The organism is Bradyrhizobium sp. McL0615, from assembly GCF_049993905.1.
In the GTDB taxonomy this organism is placed as follows: Bacteria; Pseudomonadota; Alphaproteobacteria; order Rhizobiales; family Xanthobacteraceae; genus Bradyrhizobium.
The window spans coordinates 8,029,515-8,045,933 of record NZ_CP188254.1 but is presented as its reverse complement, the minus strand read 5'-3'; the positions used below and the strand labels follow the sequence as shown (position 1 = coordinate 8,045,933).

Annotated in this window: 12 protein-coding genes and 1 tRNA gene; 7 read left to right on the top strand and 6 right to left on the bottom strand. The window is 63.5% G+C overall.

Annotated elements, in window-relative coordinates; translation table 11 throughout:
* Positions 1–22: 22 nt before the first annotated feature.
* The gene (locus ACPPVP_RS38740) at positions 23–1,630 is read right to left on the bottom strand and encodes a GMC family oxidoreductase (RefSeq protein WP_426528790.1); all 1,608 of its coding nucleotides are present in this window, start codon (positions 1,628–1,630) and stop codon (positions 23–25) included.
* Positions 1,631–1,956: 326 nt separating this feature from the next.
* On the opposite strand from ACPPVP_RS38740, the gene ACPPVP_RS38735 reads away from it, so the two are divergent.
* Positions 1,957–2,033 (top strand) — tRNA-Met (locus ACPPVP_RS38735).
* A 69-nt stretch (positions 2,034–2,102) separates the two neighbouring features.
* Here ACPPVP_RS38735 and ACPPVP_RS38730 read toward each other — a convergent pair.
* Positions 2,103–2,771, bottom strand: a complete 669-nt coding sequence (locus ACPPVP_RS38730; protein WP_426528789.1) for a TetR/AcrR family transcriptional regulator — start codon at positions 2,769–2,771, stop codon at positions 2,103–2,105.
* Positions 2,772–2,909: 138 nt separating this feature from the next.
* On the opposite strand from ACPPVP_RS38730, the gene ACPPVP_RS38725 reads away from it, so the two are divergent.
* Both ACPPVP_RS38725 and ACPPVP_RS38720 read left to right on the top strand, forming a co-directional pair.
* On the top strand, positions 2,910–3,770 hold the full coding sequence (locus ACPPVP_RS38725; RefSeq protein ID WP_426528788.1) for a sugar phosphate isomerase/epimerase family protein: 861 nt from the start codon (positions 2,910–2,912) through the stop codon (positions 3,768–3,770).
* Positions 3,767–4,828, top strand: coding sequence for a Gfo/Idh/MocA family protein (locus tag ACPPVP_RS38720; protein ID WP_426528787.1), 1,062 nt, complete (start codon positions 3,767–3,769; stop codon positions 4,826–4,828). The genes ACPPVP_RS38725 and ACPPVP_RS38720 overlap by 4 nt, the downstream gene beginning before the upstream one ends.
* 59 nt (positions 4,829–4,887) lie before the next feature.
* On the opposite strand, the gene ACPPVP_RS38715 is transcribed toward ACPPVP_RS38720, so the two are convergent.
* Positions 4,888–5,835, bottom strand: coding sequence for a helix-turn-helix domain-containing protein (locus ACPPVP_RS38715; protein ID WP_426528786.1), 948 nt, complete (start codon positions 5,833–5,835; stop codon positions 4,888–4,890).
* 155 nt (positions 5,836–5,990) lie between these two features.
* Here ACPPVP_RS38715 and ACPPVP_RS38710 point away from each other — a divergent pair, with 155 nt between their 5' ends.
* The 4 genes from ACPPVP_RS38710 (at position 5,991) to ACPPVP_RS38695 (ending at position 11,621) form a co-directional block, all read left to right on the top strand.
* Positions 5,991–7,967: a primary-amine oxidase gene (locus ACPPVP_RS38710; RefSeq protein WP_426528785.1), complete on the top strand. Its 1,977-nt coding sequence runs from the start codon at positions 5,991–5,993 to the stop codon at positions 7,965–7,967.
* A gap of 47 nt (positions 7,968–8,014) precedes the next feature.
* A complete protein-coding gene (locus tag ACPPVP_RS38705; RefSeq protein ID WP_426528784.1) occupies positions 8,015–9,100 on the top strand; it encodes a TRAP transporter substrate-binding protein in 1,086 nt (361 codons plus the stop codon).
* 19 nt (positions 9,101–9,119) lie between these two features.
* Positions 9,120–10,742 (top strand): gamma-glutamyltransferase, encoded by a 1,623-nt coding sequence (ggt, locus tag ACPPVP_RS38700; RefSeq protein ID WP_426528783.1) that lies wholly within the window; start codon positions 9,120–9,122, stop codon positions 10,740–10,742.
* A 72-nt stretch (positions 10,743–10,814) separates the two neighbouring features.
* Positions 10,815–11,621: an MBL fold metallo-hydrolase gene (locus tag ACPPVP_RS38695; RefSeq protein WP_426528782.1), complete on the top strand. Its 807-nt coding sequence runs from the start codon at positions 10,815–10,817 to the stop codon at positions 11,619–11,621.
* Positions 11,622–11,656: 35 nt separating this feature from the next.
* Here ACPPVP_RS38695 and ACPPVP_RS38690 read toward each other — a convergent pair whose 3' ends face one another.
* From ACPPVP_RS38690 to ACPPVP_RS38680, 3 genes are all read right to left on the bottom strand, one after another.
* Positions 11,657–12,745 (bottom strand): 2Fe-2S iron-sulfur cluster-binding protein, encoded by a 1,089-nt coding sequence (locus ACPPVP_RS38690; protein WP_426528781.1) that lies wholly within the window; start codon positions 12,743–12,745, stop codon positions 11,657–11,659.
* Complete coding sequence (locus ACPPVP_RS38685; RefSeq protein WP_426528780.1) at positions 12,746–14,629, bottom strand: ethylbenzene dehydrogenase-related protein; 1,884 nt, start codon at positions 14,627–14,629, stop codon at positions 12,746–12,748. It lies immediately after the preceding gene.
* A 262-nt stretch (positions 14,630–14,891) separates the two neighbouring features.
* The gene (locus tag ACPPVP_RS38680; protein ID WP_426528779.1) at positions 14,892–16,406 is read right to left on the bottom strand and encodes a hypothetical protein; all 1,515 of its coding nucleotides are present in this window, start codon (positions 16,404–16,406) and stop codon (positions 14,892–14,894) included.
* Positions 16,407–16,419: the final 13 nt, after the last annotated feature.

Below are 16,419 nucleotides of genomic sequence, written 5' to 3'. Positions count from 1 at the left end.
CCACGCTCGCAATGACGGACGATCATCCCGCCCGCATCTCCGCCTTGATCATGTCGGCGGCCTTTTCCCCGATCATGATGGTCGGCGCATTGGTGTTGCCGCCGATCAGTGTCGGCATGATCGAGGCGTCGACCACCCGTAATCCCTCGACGCCGTACACCTTCAGTTTCGGATCGACCACCGCCATCGGATCGTTGACGCCCATTCTGGCGGTGCCGACCGGGTGATAGACGGTATCGACGCGGGCGCGCAGCAGGCTGCGGATGTCGTCATCGCTGTGCACGCCTTCCGTGAACATCTCTTTCTTCTGCAACGCGCGCAGCGCCGGCGTCTCCATCAGCCGCCGCGTGGTCTTGAAGCCTGCAACCATGGTTTCGAGATCGTCCGGATCGCCGAAGAAGTTCGGGTCGATCACCGGTGGAGCAAACGGATCGGCGCTGCCGATCGTGACCTCGCCGCGGCTCTTCGGCCGCAGCAGGCAGACGTGGCAGGTAAAACCGGTGCCGCGGTGGCGCTTGCGGCCGTGGTCGTCGGCCAGCGCCATGCCGAAATGGAGCTGGATGTCGGGGATGTCGAGGTCCGGCCTTGTTTTCAGGAAGCCGCCGCATTCGGCGAAGTTCGACGTCATCGGCCCGGTTCGTTCACGGCGATATTGGCCGATGGCCCGCAGCAGCCGCGGCAGCGCTTTAAGCGAGATGCCGTTGAAATTGGGATTGTCGGACATGTAGCCGAACACGAAGTCCGGGTGATCCTGCAGGTTCTGTCCGACGCCGGGCAGATGATTCACAGTGGCGATGCCGTGCTTGCCAAGCGCTGCGCTGTCGCCGACGCCGGAGAGCATCAGCAACTGCGGGGTCTGAAATGCGCCGGAGGCGACGATCACCTCGCGCCGGGCGCGGATCTGTTTCAACTCCTTGCCCTGGCGATATTCGACGCCGACGGCGCGCTTGCCTTCGAACAGGATGCGGGTGGCGTGCGCATGGGTCTCGACGCGCAGATTGGCGCGGCTTCCCATATGCGGATGGATATAGGCGCGGGCGGCGCTGCAGCGTTCGCCGTTCTTCTGTGTCAATTGATAGATGCCGAGGCCCTCATGCTCGTCGGCATTGAAATCCTCGCGCAGGCGGAACTGCGCTTCCTGCGCGGCCTGCAGGAAAATCTGCTGCACCGGATTGCCGGTGCGCGACTTGTTGACGGCGAGCGGGCCGCCCTTGCCATGATATTCGCCGTCGAAGTCGGAATTGTTTTCGGCGCGCTTGAAGTAGGGCAGCACGTCGGCGAACGACCAGCCGGCGTTGCCGAGCGAGGCCCATTGGTCGTAATCGGCGCGGTGGCCGCGGATATAGACCATCGCATTGATAGCGGACGAGCCACCGAGGCCCTTGCCGCGCGGCTGATAGCCGATGCGGCCGTTGAGGCCCTTCTGCGGTACGGTGTTGAAGGCCCAGTTGTTGACGTTGCCGGCGACCATCAGCACGAGTGCGAACGGTGTCGTGACCACCCAATTGTCGTTCTTGCCGCCGGCGTCCAGCACCGCCACCGAAATGTTTGGATCCTCCGACAGTCGCCCCGCCACCGTACAGCCGCCCGAGCCGCCGCCCACCACCACGAAATCGAAGGTATCCGTCACGCTCAACTCCCCCGTTTTTTGTTCTGGCAGGCCCGCACGGCCACGCTTTGGGGGCCAAAACTCTGCTTTTGCGGCGTTTAAGGCAAGAGCGGTTCCAAGGGGCGATTTTACCCCCTCAAACCCTCGTTTTTGCTGTCATAAAATCCTCAAAAGCGGAGCCTTTCCCCTTTCCAAAGCGGGGCTACGTTGATACATACCGCTCGCGCCCGATGGCTTCGGCCCGGGTCGCCTTCTCAGGAAGCCTCGGGACGGGATCGATCGGCGCCATCTGGCGTTCGCCGGGATCGTTTCGGCACCGGCTTTTCGAAGGCAACGCAACGGTTTAACGCGGGGTGGAGCAGCCCGGTAGCTCGTCAGGCTCATAACCTGAAGGTCATAGGTTCAAATCCTATCCCCGCAACCAAGACATGAAGATGCCCGGCGATCGAGATCGATTGCCGGGCATCTTTTTTGTTCTGGATCCGCCGCCGGATCAGCCCTTGCGCACGTGGCGCCACAGCAGGTCCGCGATTTCGCGGCGGCGTTGCGACCTCGCCTTGGGCGATGACATATCCCAACCGAATTGCGCCTCGAAAGTGTGGCGGTTCGCGACCGAGAAGAAGCAGAGCGCGTTCAGCGTCATGTGCAACTCGTTCGCATCGATGCCCGGCCGGATCGCGCCGCTGCGGATGCCTTTTTCCAGCACCGCGGCGATCTGGCTGATGATAGGCCGCGTCATTTCCTTGAGTTTCCGGCTGGCGCTGACGTGCCGGCCGCGGTGGATGTTCTCGATCGTGACAAGGCGGATGTATTCCGGGTTGGCCTGGTCGAAATCGAAGGTGAATTCCGCAAGCTTTCGGATCGCGGCCTCTGGCTCCAGCGCTTCGAGATGCAGGTCTTCGTCGGCAAGGCGCATCTTGGCGTAGGCCATTTCGAGGACCGCGGTGAACAGCTCTTCCTTCGAGTTGAAGTAATAGAAGATCAGCCGCTTGGTGATGTTGGCGCGCGCGGCGATCGCGTCGGTGTTGCCGCCGAACAGGCCGTTTTCGGCGAACTCCGCAAACGCGATCTCCAGGATCTCGCGCCTGGTCCGTTCCCGGTCGCGCCGTCGGACCGGCGGTTTTTTCGCATTCGCTGAAGCGGTTTTTTTCGCAAGTGCCATCTGGCAGTCCGGTCCTTCCGCGCCGGGGGGGATGCGCGCTTTCCGGCCATCATGGACCGAAGCTATCGTTGTTGACAGTAATTATCCTGCAGATTAATTACAATTACCCCATGGATTAATTAAGGGGGGCGGAGGGAAATGACGCGCATGGTACTCGGCCTTGCCCATTTGACGGCGCTCGAATTGTCGCCGCCCGCGCTGGTCACCGAGGCGGCGCGCGCCGGTTTTGCTTCGGTTGGCTTGCGGGTTGTGCCGGCGACAACGGGCGGTCCGGCCTATCCGACGCAGGTCGGCACGGAAACCCACCGCGCGCTCAAGCAAATCCTGACGGCCGAAGGCGTCGGCGTCAGCGATATCGAATTCATCCAGCTCACGCCTGAAATCGACGTGCAGGCCTTTGCCGGTGTGTTCGAGGCTGCCGCCGATCTCGGCGCCATCTCGGTCACCGTATCCGGTGACGATCACGATCCTGCCCGGCTGACCGCGCATTTCGCCGAACTCTGCGACCTCGCGCTGGTGTTCGGCCTGCGCGTCGATCTCGAATTCATGCGCTGGCGCGCGATAGGCACGCTGCCGTTAGCTCTGGCGATCGTGCGGCAGGCCGGCAAATCGAACGGCGCCATGCTCGTCGACGCGCTGCATCTCACCCGTTCCGGCGGCAAGGCAGCCGATCTGATCTCGATCCCCGACGAATGGCTGCGTGCCGCGCAAATCTGCGATGCCGGAGCGTGCATGCCCACAACCGAGGCCGCCATCATCGCCGAGGCCCGCGAAGGACGGCTGCCGCCGGGCGAAGGCGCCCTGCCGCTTGGCGACCTGCTGGAGGCGCTCCCTGCCGACACCTTCCTCAGCGTCGAGATGCCGATGCCGGCGCTGGAGACGCGGGTACGCATTGCCGCGGCCTTTGATGCGACCCGACGCCTGCTCGGTCGCCAGTCGCGCGGCGCGATGAGGCCGCGCCAGCACCGCGAGAATTCGTCGACGGGATATACGACATGAAGAGCATCACCATCGGCGTGATCGGCGCGGGGTTGATCGGACGGAAGCATCTTCGAAAACTCGCCGAGCGCAGCGATTATGATCTGGTCGGTATCGCCGACGTGAATGTCGATCAGGTCAAGGCCGAGCATCCGAACACATGCGTGTTTGCGGATTACCGTCAGTTGCTCGATGAGACACGGCCGGAAGCCGTGATCATCGCCTCACCGAACCAGCTGCACGCCGAGACCGGCATCGAATGCGCCCGGCGCGGCATTGATATCCTGATCGAGAAGCCGGTCACCGATACGGTCGAGAGCGCATTCGCCTTGGTCGCAGAAGTGCGCAAAAGCGGCATCAAGTCGCTGGTCGGGCATCACCGCCGCCATCATCTGCAGGTCAAGGCGCTGAAGGCGCTGCTCGGCGAGGCGCGGATCGGCGACATCGTCGGGGTGTCGGCGATCTGGGCCACGCATAAGCCGGAAAGCTATTTTGATGTCGCCCCGTGGCGGCGCCAGGCCGGCGGCGGCCCGGTGCTGATCAACCTGATCCACGAGATCGATTTCCTGCGTTTCACCATTGGCGAAATTGTCGCCGTCGAGGCGATCGCCTCGAACCGCCAGCGTGGCTTTGCGGTCGAGGATACGGCGGCTGCGCTGATCGAATTCGACAGCGGCGCGCTCGGCACGTTCTTTATCAGCGACAGCGCGGTCTCGCCCTGGACCATGGAGCAGGGGCTCGGCGAGGCCGTGGAATTCCCGTTCAGCGGACAGGGCAGCTACCGCCTGATGGGTCGTCGGGGTTCATTCGAGTTTCCGAATCTCGTGCAGTGGACGCAAGCGGGCGGTGCGCAGGACTGGAACCAGCCGATCCAGGCCCAGCACATCCATGCCGGCTCGATCGATCCCTATGTCGCGCAGCTCGACCATTTTCGCGACGTGATCCGCGGCAGCGCGCCATCGCTGCAGCCGGTCGAGGACGGGGCGCGGAGCCTCATCGCAACGCTTGCCATTGCCGAAGCTGCCACAGCCGGCCGGCGCATCGACCTGCGCGACCGCTATGCCGCGCTCGAAGGATGAGGGCAAACGGGCCCACTTCGGACCCGTTCCCGGCAGGCTTCTTCGTTTTCGGGCCACGCTCACGGCCGGGGGCTATGCGCGCTCTCGCGAAAGTCCCGCGGGGTGATGCCAAATCTTTCCTTGAAGGTGCGCGATCCATGGGCGGCGTCTGAAAATCCGCACTGAAGCGCGAGCCTCGTGATCGAAACGTCTGACAGCGAATCCTGTCGCAGCAGATTTCGAAAAAGCTCGACACGAAGATGAAGCACGTGTCGTTCGAACGTGGTTTCCTGATCGGCGAAGATGCGATGAAAGGTCCGTTCAGAGACGCCGAACTCGGCGGCGAGCGCCGGCGCCGGCCGAATTGCTGCGATGTTTGCTCTCAGATAAGTGTCGATCAGCCTGAACAGGCTCGGGCGGCTGAGCTCATGGCTTGTGCCGGCGGCAAGGCGTAGCATCGCCGACAGATAAGCGACAATGTCAGGCTCGCTTTGTTTTGCCGGCGTGTTCGGCCTGGAGATCGCGTCGCGTACCAGCGCGGCAATCGCGCGCGCAACCGTTCCGGACAATGGGATGGGTTTCGCGCATAGTTGCTCCGCTTCGGGGACGGATCGCAATAGTGACGCGGCGGGGACGGTGGCCATCAGCAGTTCCACACGCTGCCCGGGACCGAACAGCCGATCCTCGAACGGACGCCGCGCATCGTAGAGCACGCCGTATCCCGGTTCGATGGTGCCCTCGTTCCCGGCTTGCACGATCAAGCTTCGCCCGCGGCGCTGGAAATCGAACATGAATTCGTCGGAGCCCGCCCGGCTCACGAGCCGGGCGTCGCGGGTGTAGCATTGCGGGCTGCTGTCGAAGCGGACGAGCTTGGCGTCGGCGATCTCGACGAACTCGAAATGGCCGCTGACTGTTGTGGAGCCGAGCGGCTTGGTCTCGATATTCGCGAATGACCGGCAGATCGCCTCGGTCCAGAAGGCCTGACGCTCGGTCGGGCGGATCGGGTCGGTGGAGACGCTGATCGGCATCGGGCGAACAAGATCCGGTTTCTGGTTCCCCAGCGTCGCCCAGGACCGGTAGCTCTGGCAAGGGCTGAACCCGCCGGAAGTGGCAGGTTCATTCAAGACGCGGTGCGGCCGACCGCCGTAACCTGCGGCCAGATCCCCGGGGAATTCGGTCCTACATGGTACGCACAAAGCCGTCTGCCGGCATGGAGGCCGGTCATCCGCTCGACCCGCTCAGCGAGGCGGAAGTCACGCTGGCGTCCGAAATATTGAGGAAGGAAAAGCGGCTCGGACCGCACGCGCGATTTACGCATGTGCAGCTCGAAGAGCCGGCCAAGTCCGATATCCTTGGATGGAAGCCGACGGCCGGGCTCCCGCGGCGGGCCGCCGTCACTCTGTTCGACAGCAAGACCGGCGCGACGCATGTCGCAACGGTCGATCTCGATTCGAAGCGCGTTACGGCGTGGCTGGAGTATTCGACCAAAGCCCATCCTTACGGCCAGCCGCCGATCACGATCGAGGAGGTGTTCAAGGTCGGCGACATCGTCAAGGCCGACGCGGACTGGCGGCGTGCGATGAAGCGGCGCGGCCTGAACGATGAGGACATCGAACTGGTTCAGGTCGATCCGTTCTCGGCCGGCTATTTCGACCGGGAAGTGGAGAAGGGCCGCAGGCTGGTCAGCGCCGTGTCCTACTGGCGCAAGGACCTCAAGGATAATGGCTACGCGCACCCGATCGAAGGCGTGGTCGCGCTCGTCGACCTGATCGAGAACAAAATCGTCCACCTGGTCGATGAGCCCGACATCATTCCGATCCCGAAGAAATCGCGCAACTACGACCGCGCCTCGATCCCACAAACCCGGAACGACGTGAAGCCGCTGGACGTCGTGCAGAAGGACGGCCCGAGCTTTACGGTCGAGGGCTGGAAGGTCGACTGGCAGAACTGGTCGTTCCGCGTCGGCTGGACCGCGCGCGAGGGTCTCGTGCTGCACCAGATCTCGTTTCGCGATCGTGAGCGTGAACGGCCGATCATCTATCGGGCCAGTGTCACCGACATGATCGTTCCCTACGCCGATCCGACCGCCAACCATTTCTGGAAATGCGCGTTCGACGCCGGGGAGTATGGACTGGGCAAGCTCGCCAACGCGCTCGAACTGGGCTGCGACTGCCTCGGCCACATCCACTATTTCGACGTGCCGGTCGCCGACGATTTCGGCAAGCCGACCGTCATGAAGAACGCGATCTGCCTGCACGAGGAGGATTACGGGATCCTCTGGAAGCACTACGAATTCCGCAACGAGACGTTTGAGGTGCGGCGGTCGCGCCGCCTCGTCATCTCCTTCTTCACCACCGTCGGAAATTACGATTACGGGTTCTTCTGGTACTTCTACCAGGACGGAACGATTCAGCTCGAAGTCAAGCTCACCGGCATCATCCAGACGGCGGCGATTGCGCCGGGCAAGCCCTATCCGTGGGGCGGCATGGTCGCCGAAGATCTCGGCGGGCCGACCCACCAGCATTTCTTCAATGCCCGTCTGCATATGATGCTGGACGGCGGCGGCAATACCGTCACCGAGCACGAGTTCCGGCCGCGGCCGTGGGGAACGGACAATCCGTACGGCAACGTATTCGACACTACGTCGCAGATTCTCTCGCGCGAGCGCGACGGGGTTCGCGAGGCCGACGGGCGGACAGGACGCTACTGGAAGATCACCAATCCCAATCAAAAGAACAGCGTCGGCGGTCCGACGGCCTACAAGCTCCTGGCGCACAGCGCGCCCGTGATGCTGGCGCAGCAGGGCTGCTACATGACCGAGCGCGGCGGCTTTGCGACCAAGCACATCTGGGTGACGCGCTACGCCCCCGACGAACGCTACGCCAGCGGCGAGTTTCCGAACCAGCATGCCGGCGGCGACGGCCTGCCGAAATACGTTGCCCAGAACCGCGAAATCGAAAACCAGGATATCGTGGTCTGGCACAGCTTTGGGGCGACGCATGTCTGCCGTCCCGAGGATTTTCCGGTGATGCCGGTCGAATATGTCGGCTTCACACTGAAGCCGAACGGCTTCTTTGCCGAGAATCCGGCGGTGGACCTGCCGCCCGACCGAAACAGCGCGAGCCGGGACAACCGTGACAAGGGGGCATGCTGCGGCTGATGGTCCGCGCGTTCGCTTTTTCATCTCACCATGCAAGGAGACTGGCCATGAACCGCAGAAAACTCCTCACCGCCGCCGGTGCGGCGGTCGCCACTGGCGCCGTCGCCGCGCCCGCCATCGCCCAGTCCACGCCCGCCTTGCGCTGGCGCTTGACCACGTCATTTCCGAAGACGCTCGATACGCTCTACGGCGCGTGCGAGATGTTTGCGAAGGCGATCGGCGACCTGTCGGATCAGAAATTCCAGATCAGCGTATACGGTCCGGGCGAGATTGTGCCGGCGTTTCAGGTGTTCGATGCGGTAGCCAACAACACCGTGGAGATGGGCAACAGCGCCTCCTACTACTACATCGGCAAGGACCTGGCGTTTGCGTTCGGCACCGCCGTTCCGTTCGGGCTCAACACGCGCCAGATGAATGCCTGGCTCGCCTATGGCGGCGGCCTTGACATGCTCAACGAGCTCTACGGCACCTTCGGCATTCTAGGCATCCCGTTCGGTAACACGACCGCGCAGATGGGCGGATGGTTCCGCAAGGAGATCAAGACGCTCGACGACATGAAAGGCCTTAAATTCCGCGTGGGTGGCGTCGCGGGGCAGGTGCTGAGCCGGCTCGGTGTCGTGCCGCAGCAGATTCCACCGGGCGACATCTATCCCGCGCTGGAGAAGGGCACTATCGACGCCGCCGAGTGGATCGGCCCCTATGATGACGAGAAGCTCGGTTTCCTCAAGGTGGCGCCCTATTACTACTATCCCGGCTGGTGGGAAGGATGCGCGAACGGCTTCCTCTATATCAACAGCGCGAAATGGGCCGAGCTGCCAAAGCTCTATCAGAACATGGTGACGATTGCGGCGGCGCAGGTCGCGGCTGATCTCGCTGCCAAATATGATGCGCGCAACGCGGCCGCCATCAAGCGCCTGGTTGCGGCCGGCGCGCAATTGAGGCCGTTTTCGACCGACATACTGGATGCGTCGTTCAAGGCGACCAATGAGTTGTTTGCCGAAGTTGCGGCGAAGAACGCAAAATTCAAGGCGTTGTACGATTCGACGATCGCATTCCGCAACGAGCAGTATCAGTGGCATCAGGTCTGCGAAGCCACCTACGACAATTACATGATCAGGCGGATCCGCGGCTAAGCAGATTCGGGGGCTTGAATTGGACATTCGTACCGGCCGGCCCGTCACGCTTGCTTCGAACGGCATGGTAACGTCGCCGCATTCGCTCGCCTCCGCGGCCGGCCTTGACGTGCTTCGCGCCGGCGGCACCGCGATCGACGCCGCGATTGCGACCAGTGCGGTACTGGCGGTCGTCTATCCGCACATGACCGGTCTCGGCGGCGATGCGTTCTGGCTCATTCACGACGGCGCGAGCGGGGAAGTGCGTTACCTCAACGGTGGCGGCAAGGCCGCGGCCGGCGCCACGCAGTCGTCCTTTGAGAAGAGAGGACTGAGCGAAATCCCGCTTCGCGGCATCGTGCCGGCGACATTGACGGTGCCGGGCGCGGTGGCGGGCTGGATCGAGGCCCATGATGCCTATGGGAGGCTTCCGCTGCGGCGTGTGCTGGAAAGCGCCATCGGATACGCAAGCGACGGTTTTCCGGTCACCGGCCGCGTTGCGAGCTTCATCGAGATGGCGCGCGATGATCTGGTCCAGGACAGCCGCGCCGCCAAACTGTTCTTTCCCGAGGGCTCGGCAGCGCCGCCCGGCGCGAAACTCACGAATGCAAATTTGGCGCGAACGCTTCAATCAATCGCGGATGGCGGACGGTCCGGCTTCTATGAAGGACCCGTTGCGACCGAGATGGCGCGCTTCTCGGAAGAGCAGCGCGGCTTCTTCCGACTGGCGGACTTTCGCGGTCAAAGAGCGATGTGGGGCGCGCCCCTCACGGGGCGCTACCGGGACGTCACGGTCTTCAACACACCGCCGCCGACGCAGGGTTTTACCGTGCTCGAAATGCTCAATCTCGTTGAGCCGCATGAACTGCACCGCAAGGATTTTCTGGGGCCCGACCATGTTCATCTGCTGGTACAGGCCAAGCAGATCGCCTACCACGATCGCGATCAGGTGCTCGCCGATCCCGCGTTTGCCAATGTGCCGGTCGAGCGGCTGATATCGAAGCAATATGCGGGCCAGCGCGGCCGGCTGATCGACGGCAGGTCGGCATTGAAATGGGACATGGTGCCCTCTTTCGGCAGCCTGTCCGGCGATACGGTCTATATCGCCGCGGTCGATCGCCACGGCAATGCCGCGTCGCTGATTCAAAGCCTGTATGGTGCATTCGGAGCTTGCGTGGTCGCAGGAAACACCGGCGTCATCCTGCAAAATCGCGGCGCCTATTTCTCGCTGGATCGCAACCACCCCAATCGCCTCGAGCCCGGCAAGATCCCGCTGCATACGCTGATTGCCTCGATGGCCAAACGCGACGGCAAGCTCTGGAGCGTGCTCGGCTGCATGGGGGCGGATGGCCAGCCGCAGATCCAGCTGCAGCTCTATTCGGCGATGATCGATTTCGGTCTCGATATCCAGGAAGCGATCGAGATGCCGCGGTTCCTGTCCGGCCGCTTCGCGCTCGGCGAAGCGCGCGACACGCTGCACATCGAGAGCCGCTTTCCCGAAGCCACGATCGACGCGCTCACGCGACGCGGCCATACCATCAACCGTTGGGACGCCTGGAACGAAATGGCCGGTCACGCGCACGGTATCACGATCGACCGTCAGAGCGGCACGTTGAGTGGCGGCTCGGATCCCCGCAGCGATGGGGCGGCGATCGGGTATTAGCAACCTTGCTATCTTGGTATTGGCTCGTTTTTTCATTTTGCGCTACCACTCCCTTGGATGGGAGCGACGCCGATGCCGCTATGGACTTGCGAACAATGTGGTGCCCAGTTTCCCGAGAGTGCCGCGCTGCCTGAGTCATGCCTGATCTGCGAGGACGAGCGGCAATTTGTGAACTGGAAGGGCCAGGCGTGGCTCACGCGTGAGGAACTTGCGAAAAATCACAAGCTCGCCTGGCGCGACGATCTCGGCATTCCCGGCATCGCTGTCGAGCCGGGTTTTGCGATCGGGCAGCGTGCGCTCCTGGTGCCCGAGGCGGATGGTTGCGTGATGTGGGACAGTGTGCCGCTGGTCACCCCGGAAGCCGTCGATTACGTCCGTTCGCTCGGTGGCCTGAAGGCGATCGCCGTTTCGCACCCGCATTTCTATGGTGCGGTCGCTGACTGGAGCGAGGCGTTCGGCGGCGTGCCGGTCTACCTGCATGGCGACGATCGCGCCTTTATCACGCGGCAGCACTCCGCAATCGTGCCATGGACCGGCGACAGCCATCGGATATCGGACGATATCCTTCTGGTGCGAACCGGCGGACATTTTGCCGGCGCCACGGTGATGCACTGGCGCGCGGGCGCGGAGGGTCGCGGCGCGCTGCTCACCGGCGATGTCGCGATGGTGGCGGCGGACCGCCTTTCGCTCAGCTTCATGTACAGTTTTCCGAATTACATTCCGCTCAACGCCCCGGCGGTGCGCCGGATCTGGGCTGCGGTCGAACCGCTGGCCTTCGACCGCATCTATGGCGCATGGTGGGGCCGTAACATCGCGGATAATGCCAGGGCGGCGTTCGAAATGTCCGTCCGGCGTTATATTGCGGCGATCTCCGGCTGAAAAATCCGCATGACCATCGCTCAGCCCATGGCCGGCTAGCGATTGCCGGCGCCAGCCGCGGCTACACCTCGCGGCATCGGCGCCGGCTTTCGTGCCGGCTGCGGCGGGATCGTCCCGCTTTTGGGCTCGTTGAGCCAGCCGGTGAGGCGCGACATCAACCCTGATTGTTCCGCTGTCCTTGGCTCCTGCACGAAGGGGTCGGTGTAACACCTTGCGCCCGCGGCCTTTGCGATCCGCGCCACCGCATCGGTCATCGCCGGTGCGCCCGCGGTATAGACCACGTCGTCCGGCGTAAGTTGCGGCAGATGATCGGTTGGCCGGCCGCCCTGAATCGCGTGCGAGATTTGCTGCGGCTCCGACACCATCGGGATCAGGGTGACGTTGGGAAACAGCGCCAGCCGGCACAGCGCCGCATGCATGTAGAGCGAACGAATGCTGCGGGCCTGCACGATGAAGACCATTTCGCGCTGCGGCTGCTCCATGATCGCGGCGACCGCGACCGACCACATCGGGGCGAAACCGGTGCCGCTGGCGACCAGCACGATGCGCCCCGGATGGCCTTGCCTGAAAAAAGCGCGGCCATGCGGTCCCGTCAGCTTGACGCGGTGCCCGGGGCGGATTTCCTGGCCGAGCGCCGAGGAAACCTGTCCGTCCGTGACGTTCCGGATGTGAAAGTGCAGCACGTGATCGTGAGGAGCCCCTTCCAGCGGAAAGGTCGGGCTGTAGGGCCGTGCCGGAAATCCCTGAAACTGCAGCTTGCAATACTGGCCGGGAAGGTAGTTGAACGGCTTCGGCAGTTCGATGTCGACGCCCACCACGTCGGGCGCGAGCTGAATGATTTGCGCCACTTCCGCCGACAACGCCACCGGATCGGGCGCGGCCTCGATCGCAATCTCCAGATCGGAAACGATTCTCGCCTGGCAGGCATGGATCATGTCGTCGCCGTGGCTGTGGCCGCCGAACACCTGGCCGTCGACCAGGCGCACGCGGCAGGCGCCGCAGATTCCGGAGCGGCAATCGTGCGGAAGATCGACGCCGTTCATCAATGCCCAATCGAGCAGAAGTTCGCCGCGATTCGCCAGAAACGGCTCGTCGTTGATCGTGACTTTGCAAATCTTGGACATTTATTCCACCTCGATACGAATCGGCCGAACGTGCCGTGTATGTCTGATCTGGCTGTGGTCGAAAGCGGCGACCCGCATGAAGACGCCGCTTTTGATCGGCACGTCGAACTCGCTTGTCGTGTCCAGCCGGCGTTTCACCTCGAGCGCCCAAAGGCCGGAGGCCCAGCGGGCTGCACATCGAACGTCGGCGCGATCGCCTGAAAATTCGCCGCCCAGGATGACGCCGGGTATTACGGTCCCCATCGGGATGCGGGCGTCGGCGTCGGTCGAATAGGGAACTGAATCCTGATCGGTCATGAACCAGCGCGCGCCGTCGCTCTCGCCATGATTGGGGTCGAGGTCGATATCGCCCATCGCGTCTGTCGTGGCGGCGACGACTTTGGGCAGACGAAGCGGGGCGACCAGGCGGCTGCGACGCGGACCGCCTGATGTGTCGGCTTCGACGGCGAAATTGTCCCGGTAGTTCGCCGTTCCAGGATCCGGCGCGAAGCCGCCCTTGTATGGAACGACGTTGGCCGCCTGCATCGGGGTCGGATCAAGCGGAGGCCCGAAATGAGCGTCGTCCATCCATCCGGCCGCGCTGCTCGTCGCCTTCCACTGCCAGACATCGGCATAGCCGGCGGCCGTGTAATGCAGTCCGCGACCGCTCATGGTGGCGGGTGCGCCGGCGACCGGCTGCGGCCCCGGATGAAAGGTTCGGCCGCCGGCCAGTGTAACATCGGAGTTGGTCAGCAGCACCGAAAACTTGTCTTCGTTGTATTGATGCTCGTCGCCAAGCTGAAAGCCGGAATGAAGCAGGTGCCAACCGTCGGCTTCCTTGACCAGCGGCAGATGCTTCAGCGAGCGCGTCGAATCCTCCCAGGTGAAGAGGAAATACGCATAGGTGCCGTCGTGGACCGCGCGGACCTCGATTCTGGCTTCGCCCTTGCCGTCGAAATTTCCGCCTTCGCCGGTCAGCAGCGAAAACGGCTTGACGCCGCGCCAGGCGCGATCTGACGTGTCGCCGTCGAGGATCGGTGCGTCGGCGACGTTGATGCGGCGAATCTGCACACTGTCCACCGCCAGCCGGTCGGTAGCTACGATGAGCGAGGCGCCGGTGATCGCAGCGGCGGCGGCGACCACGAACGCATTGGCCTGCAGGGTCGGGTTTCGCGACCGCGCGGGGCCGCCCGGAGGGCGGGGCGCCGGATCCGGCTCACGCGGTCGATCGCGCCGCATCTCTGCGCGCGGCTGCAGCGAATGGGATGGGACCTCGGGCGGCGCGTCGGAATTTTCGGATTGCGACGAACGCGCCGACTGCTCGGCCAACAGGCCCAGCAACTCGACGGCATCGAGCCGCGGCGGTGGTGCAGGCAGCGGGGCGGGACGAAAGATGCGCAGCAGTTGCGAAACGCCGCCGCTTTTGAACTGGGTCATGACGTGCAGGACGACAAAGGCGAGGATCACCCAGGTTCCCACCCAGTGCAGCATCGCAACGTCATAACCGGAGTAGAAGCCGAAATAGAGCAGCCCGCCGCTGACCAATAGCCCCGACATCGTGACAAAGAAAATCCAATACATCAGGGCGATCACGGCGCTCAACCTCGCCTGTCCGCGGCCGAACAAGCCGCGCAGCCGAACCTTGTCGAGCTGGACGCGGCGGCCGAGCCCGGAACGGAGCATGTAGACGATGTAGCCGATCGCCACCGCGACCAGGACGATCGCGGCCTGCATATGGGCGACCCATACGCTGTCACGCGGCAGCACGGCGTCGAACCAGTTGATCCAGGTTCGGTCGGGCGTTTCGGTCGCAATGCGTAGACCGGTAACGAGCGCAACGGCGAAAGCTGCCACGAACGTCCAGTGTAGAATAATGGTCCCATAGTCCGTCTTACGCTGCCTCACGCATACGCCCCGCTAGTTCACTTATCGAACAGCAACCGCGCCGATTCCACCAACCGCCGATGTCGCTGCCGTACCAATGATGGTCCCCAAAGCCGTTATTGGGGCCATCGTCCAAGGATCGTTCCTTGCGGGCGCAGGCCGGCTAATGCCTCTTCTCTGCGCCGCTGCGTGAGCCGGATCGGCGAACGCGTTGTTTGACTCGATGTATCGTCCTCCGGCATCCCCGGAGCATCGGGGACGCCGGAGGACGCGCCGCGCGCCGCTATCCCCACGTGTGATGATGCGCCAAATCGGGCATGCCCGAATGAGTATGGTCCTCGACCCCGATGATGACGTCGGCTGTCGCAAGCGTTACCGGTTCGGCGCTGATGGTGGGGGCCGCGGCGTGGGCCGGGGCCGGCTCCGCTGCGGCAGCCGGCGTTTCGGCCACCGGCGCCGTCGCGAGGACTTCGGTGACAGTGACACCATCGGTATTGTAGTTGCCTCCGGTGACGGGGACATTGTGGCCGCCGACATCAACCGCGTTGCCGTGCATCTGGTCCGCGGCCGCCGTGACCAGGTTGGCATCGCCAGTCTGCAGCCCCTTGATCACCGCGGCAACCTCGGCGCCGAGCGCGCCCGCCGCGTTGAGCAACGCGTTGCCGCCCTGCGCGGCGTCGAAATCCGCAACGAATTTTTCGAAGGCCTTGAGGTCGGCGATCAGCGTGGCAATGGCCTTGGTATCGCCGCTGCCGACGAGGTCGACGGCCTGGTGCCCGAGCGAATTGGACTGGGCGATGAAGTTGGCCGCGAAAACCGTCTGCACGTCATTTTCGAGATGCGTTGGCGCCGGATTTGCAGGGCCCGGATGCGGTGAGAAGCCGCTGAGGCCACCTTGCGTCGCCATGTCAGCCAGGTGGGGGTCGCTCTGAACGATCTCGATGATGTCGAGGATGTTGTCGATGCTGGCACGTGCCGCATCGGGGCTGATATCGGGGTCGTTGATATAGGTGAGCTCGAGCTGGAGCTGTCGCACCACTGCGTCGGCATGCTGGCCGGTCAACCCCTCGAACATTTGCGGGTTGGCGCTGATCAACGCCTCCATGTCGGTGATCACGGCATGGATGTCGTCGGTGATATTGGCCCGATTGGCATCATTGACGCCACTCAGGATCTTGTCGGCCGCGTCGTTGAAGATCGCACCGATCTCCGCGAGATTGGCGTGCGGCGCGTCGGCCGCCGCGACTTTTTCAGGCACGATTGCCGGCGCCGTCGTAAGTGCGAGGTTGGTCAGCGCGACATCGGTCTTGACGGTATTGATGATGTCGAGATTGCTGGCGCGGACCGATTGTTCCGCGGCAGCCGCGCTGCCGAACGTGCCGCTGTTTGCCGTGGCGTTGGCCGCCGAAATCGCGGTGCTGATGTCGGACAGGATGGCCTGCACATGGCCGAGCGCGGAACCGGACAATTGCCCTCTGCTGACTTCCGCCAGCAGCCCGTTATGCACCGTTGTGAGCTCGTTGGTATATTGGTTGACGCTGCCAGTTCCCTGACCGCCTTGTTCCACCGGGCCTGGCGACGGGCTGACCGCGGGCGCCTGGATGGCGTTGTTGAAGGTCGTGCCGAGGCCGGAGAAGCTCGGAGCGGCGGATGATGAGGGCGCATCAATGACCGGAGGTGCTTCCTCCGGCGGTGTCGTGGACGGAGCAGCGGGGGCAACCGGCGGGCTCGGGGCCTCATCGATCGGCAGATCGAGATCGACGGGGCGCTGATCTCCCTTGAGAGTGAAACGAGCCATTCTTGGTCCCCTG

Coding starts and splice junctions, on each gene's coding strand:
- ACPPVP_RS38730 (WP_426528789.1), bottom strand. CDS start 2,771: ATGGCACTTGCGAAAAAAACCGCTTCAGCGAATGCGAAAAAACCGCCG.
- ACPPVP_RS38725 (WP_426528788.1), top strand. CDS start 2,910: ATGACGCGCATGGTACTCGGCCTTGCCCATTTGACGGCGCTCGAATTG.
- ACPPVP_RS38720 (WP_426528787.1), top strand. CDS start 3,767: ATGAAGAGCATCACCATCGGCGTGATCGGCGCGGGGTTGATCGGACGG.
- ACPPVP_RS38715 (WP_426528786.1), bottom strand. CDS start 5,835: ATGCCGATCAGCGTCTCCACCGACCCGATCCGCCCGACCGAGCGTCAG.
- ACPPVP_RS38710 (WP_426528785.1), top strand. CDS start 5,991: ATGGTACGCACAAAGCCGTCTGCCGGCATGGAGGCCGGTCATCCGCTC.
- ACPPVP_RS38705 (WP_426528784.1), top strand. CDS start 8,015: ATGAACCGCAGAAAACTCCTCACCGCCGCCGGTGCGGCGGTCGCCACT.
- ACPPVP_RS38695 (WP_426528782.1), top strand. CDS start 10,815: ATGCCGCTATGGACTTGCGAACAATGTGGTGCCCAGTTTCCCGAGAGT.
- ACPPVP_RS38690 (WP_426528781.1), bottom strand. CDS start 12,745: ATGTCCAAGATTTGCAAAGTCACGATCAACGACGAGCCGTTTCTGGCG.
- ACPPVP_RS38680 (WP_426528779.1), bottom strand. CDS start 16,406: ATGGCTCGTTTCACTCTCAAGGGAGATCAGCGCCCCGTCGATCTCGAT.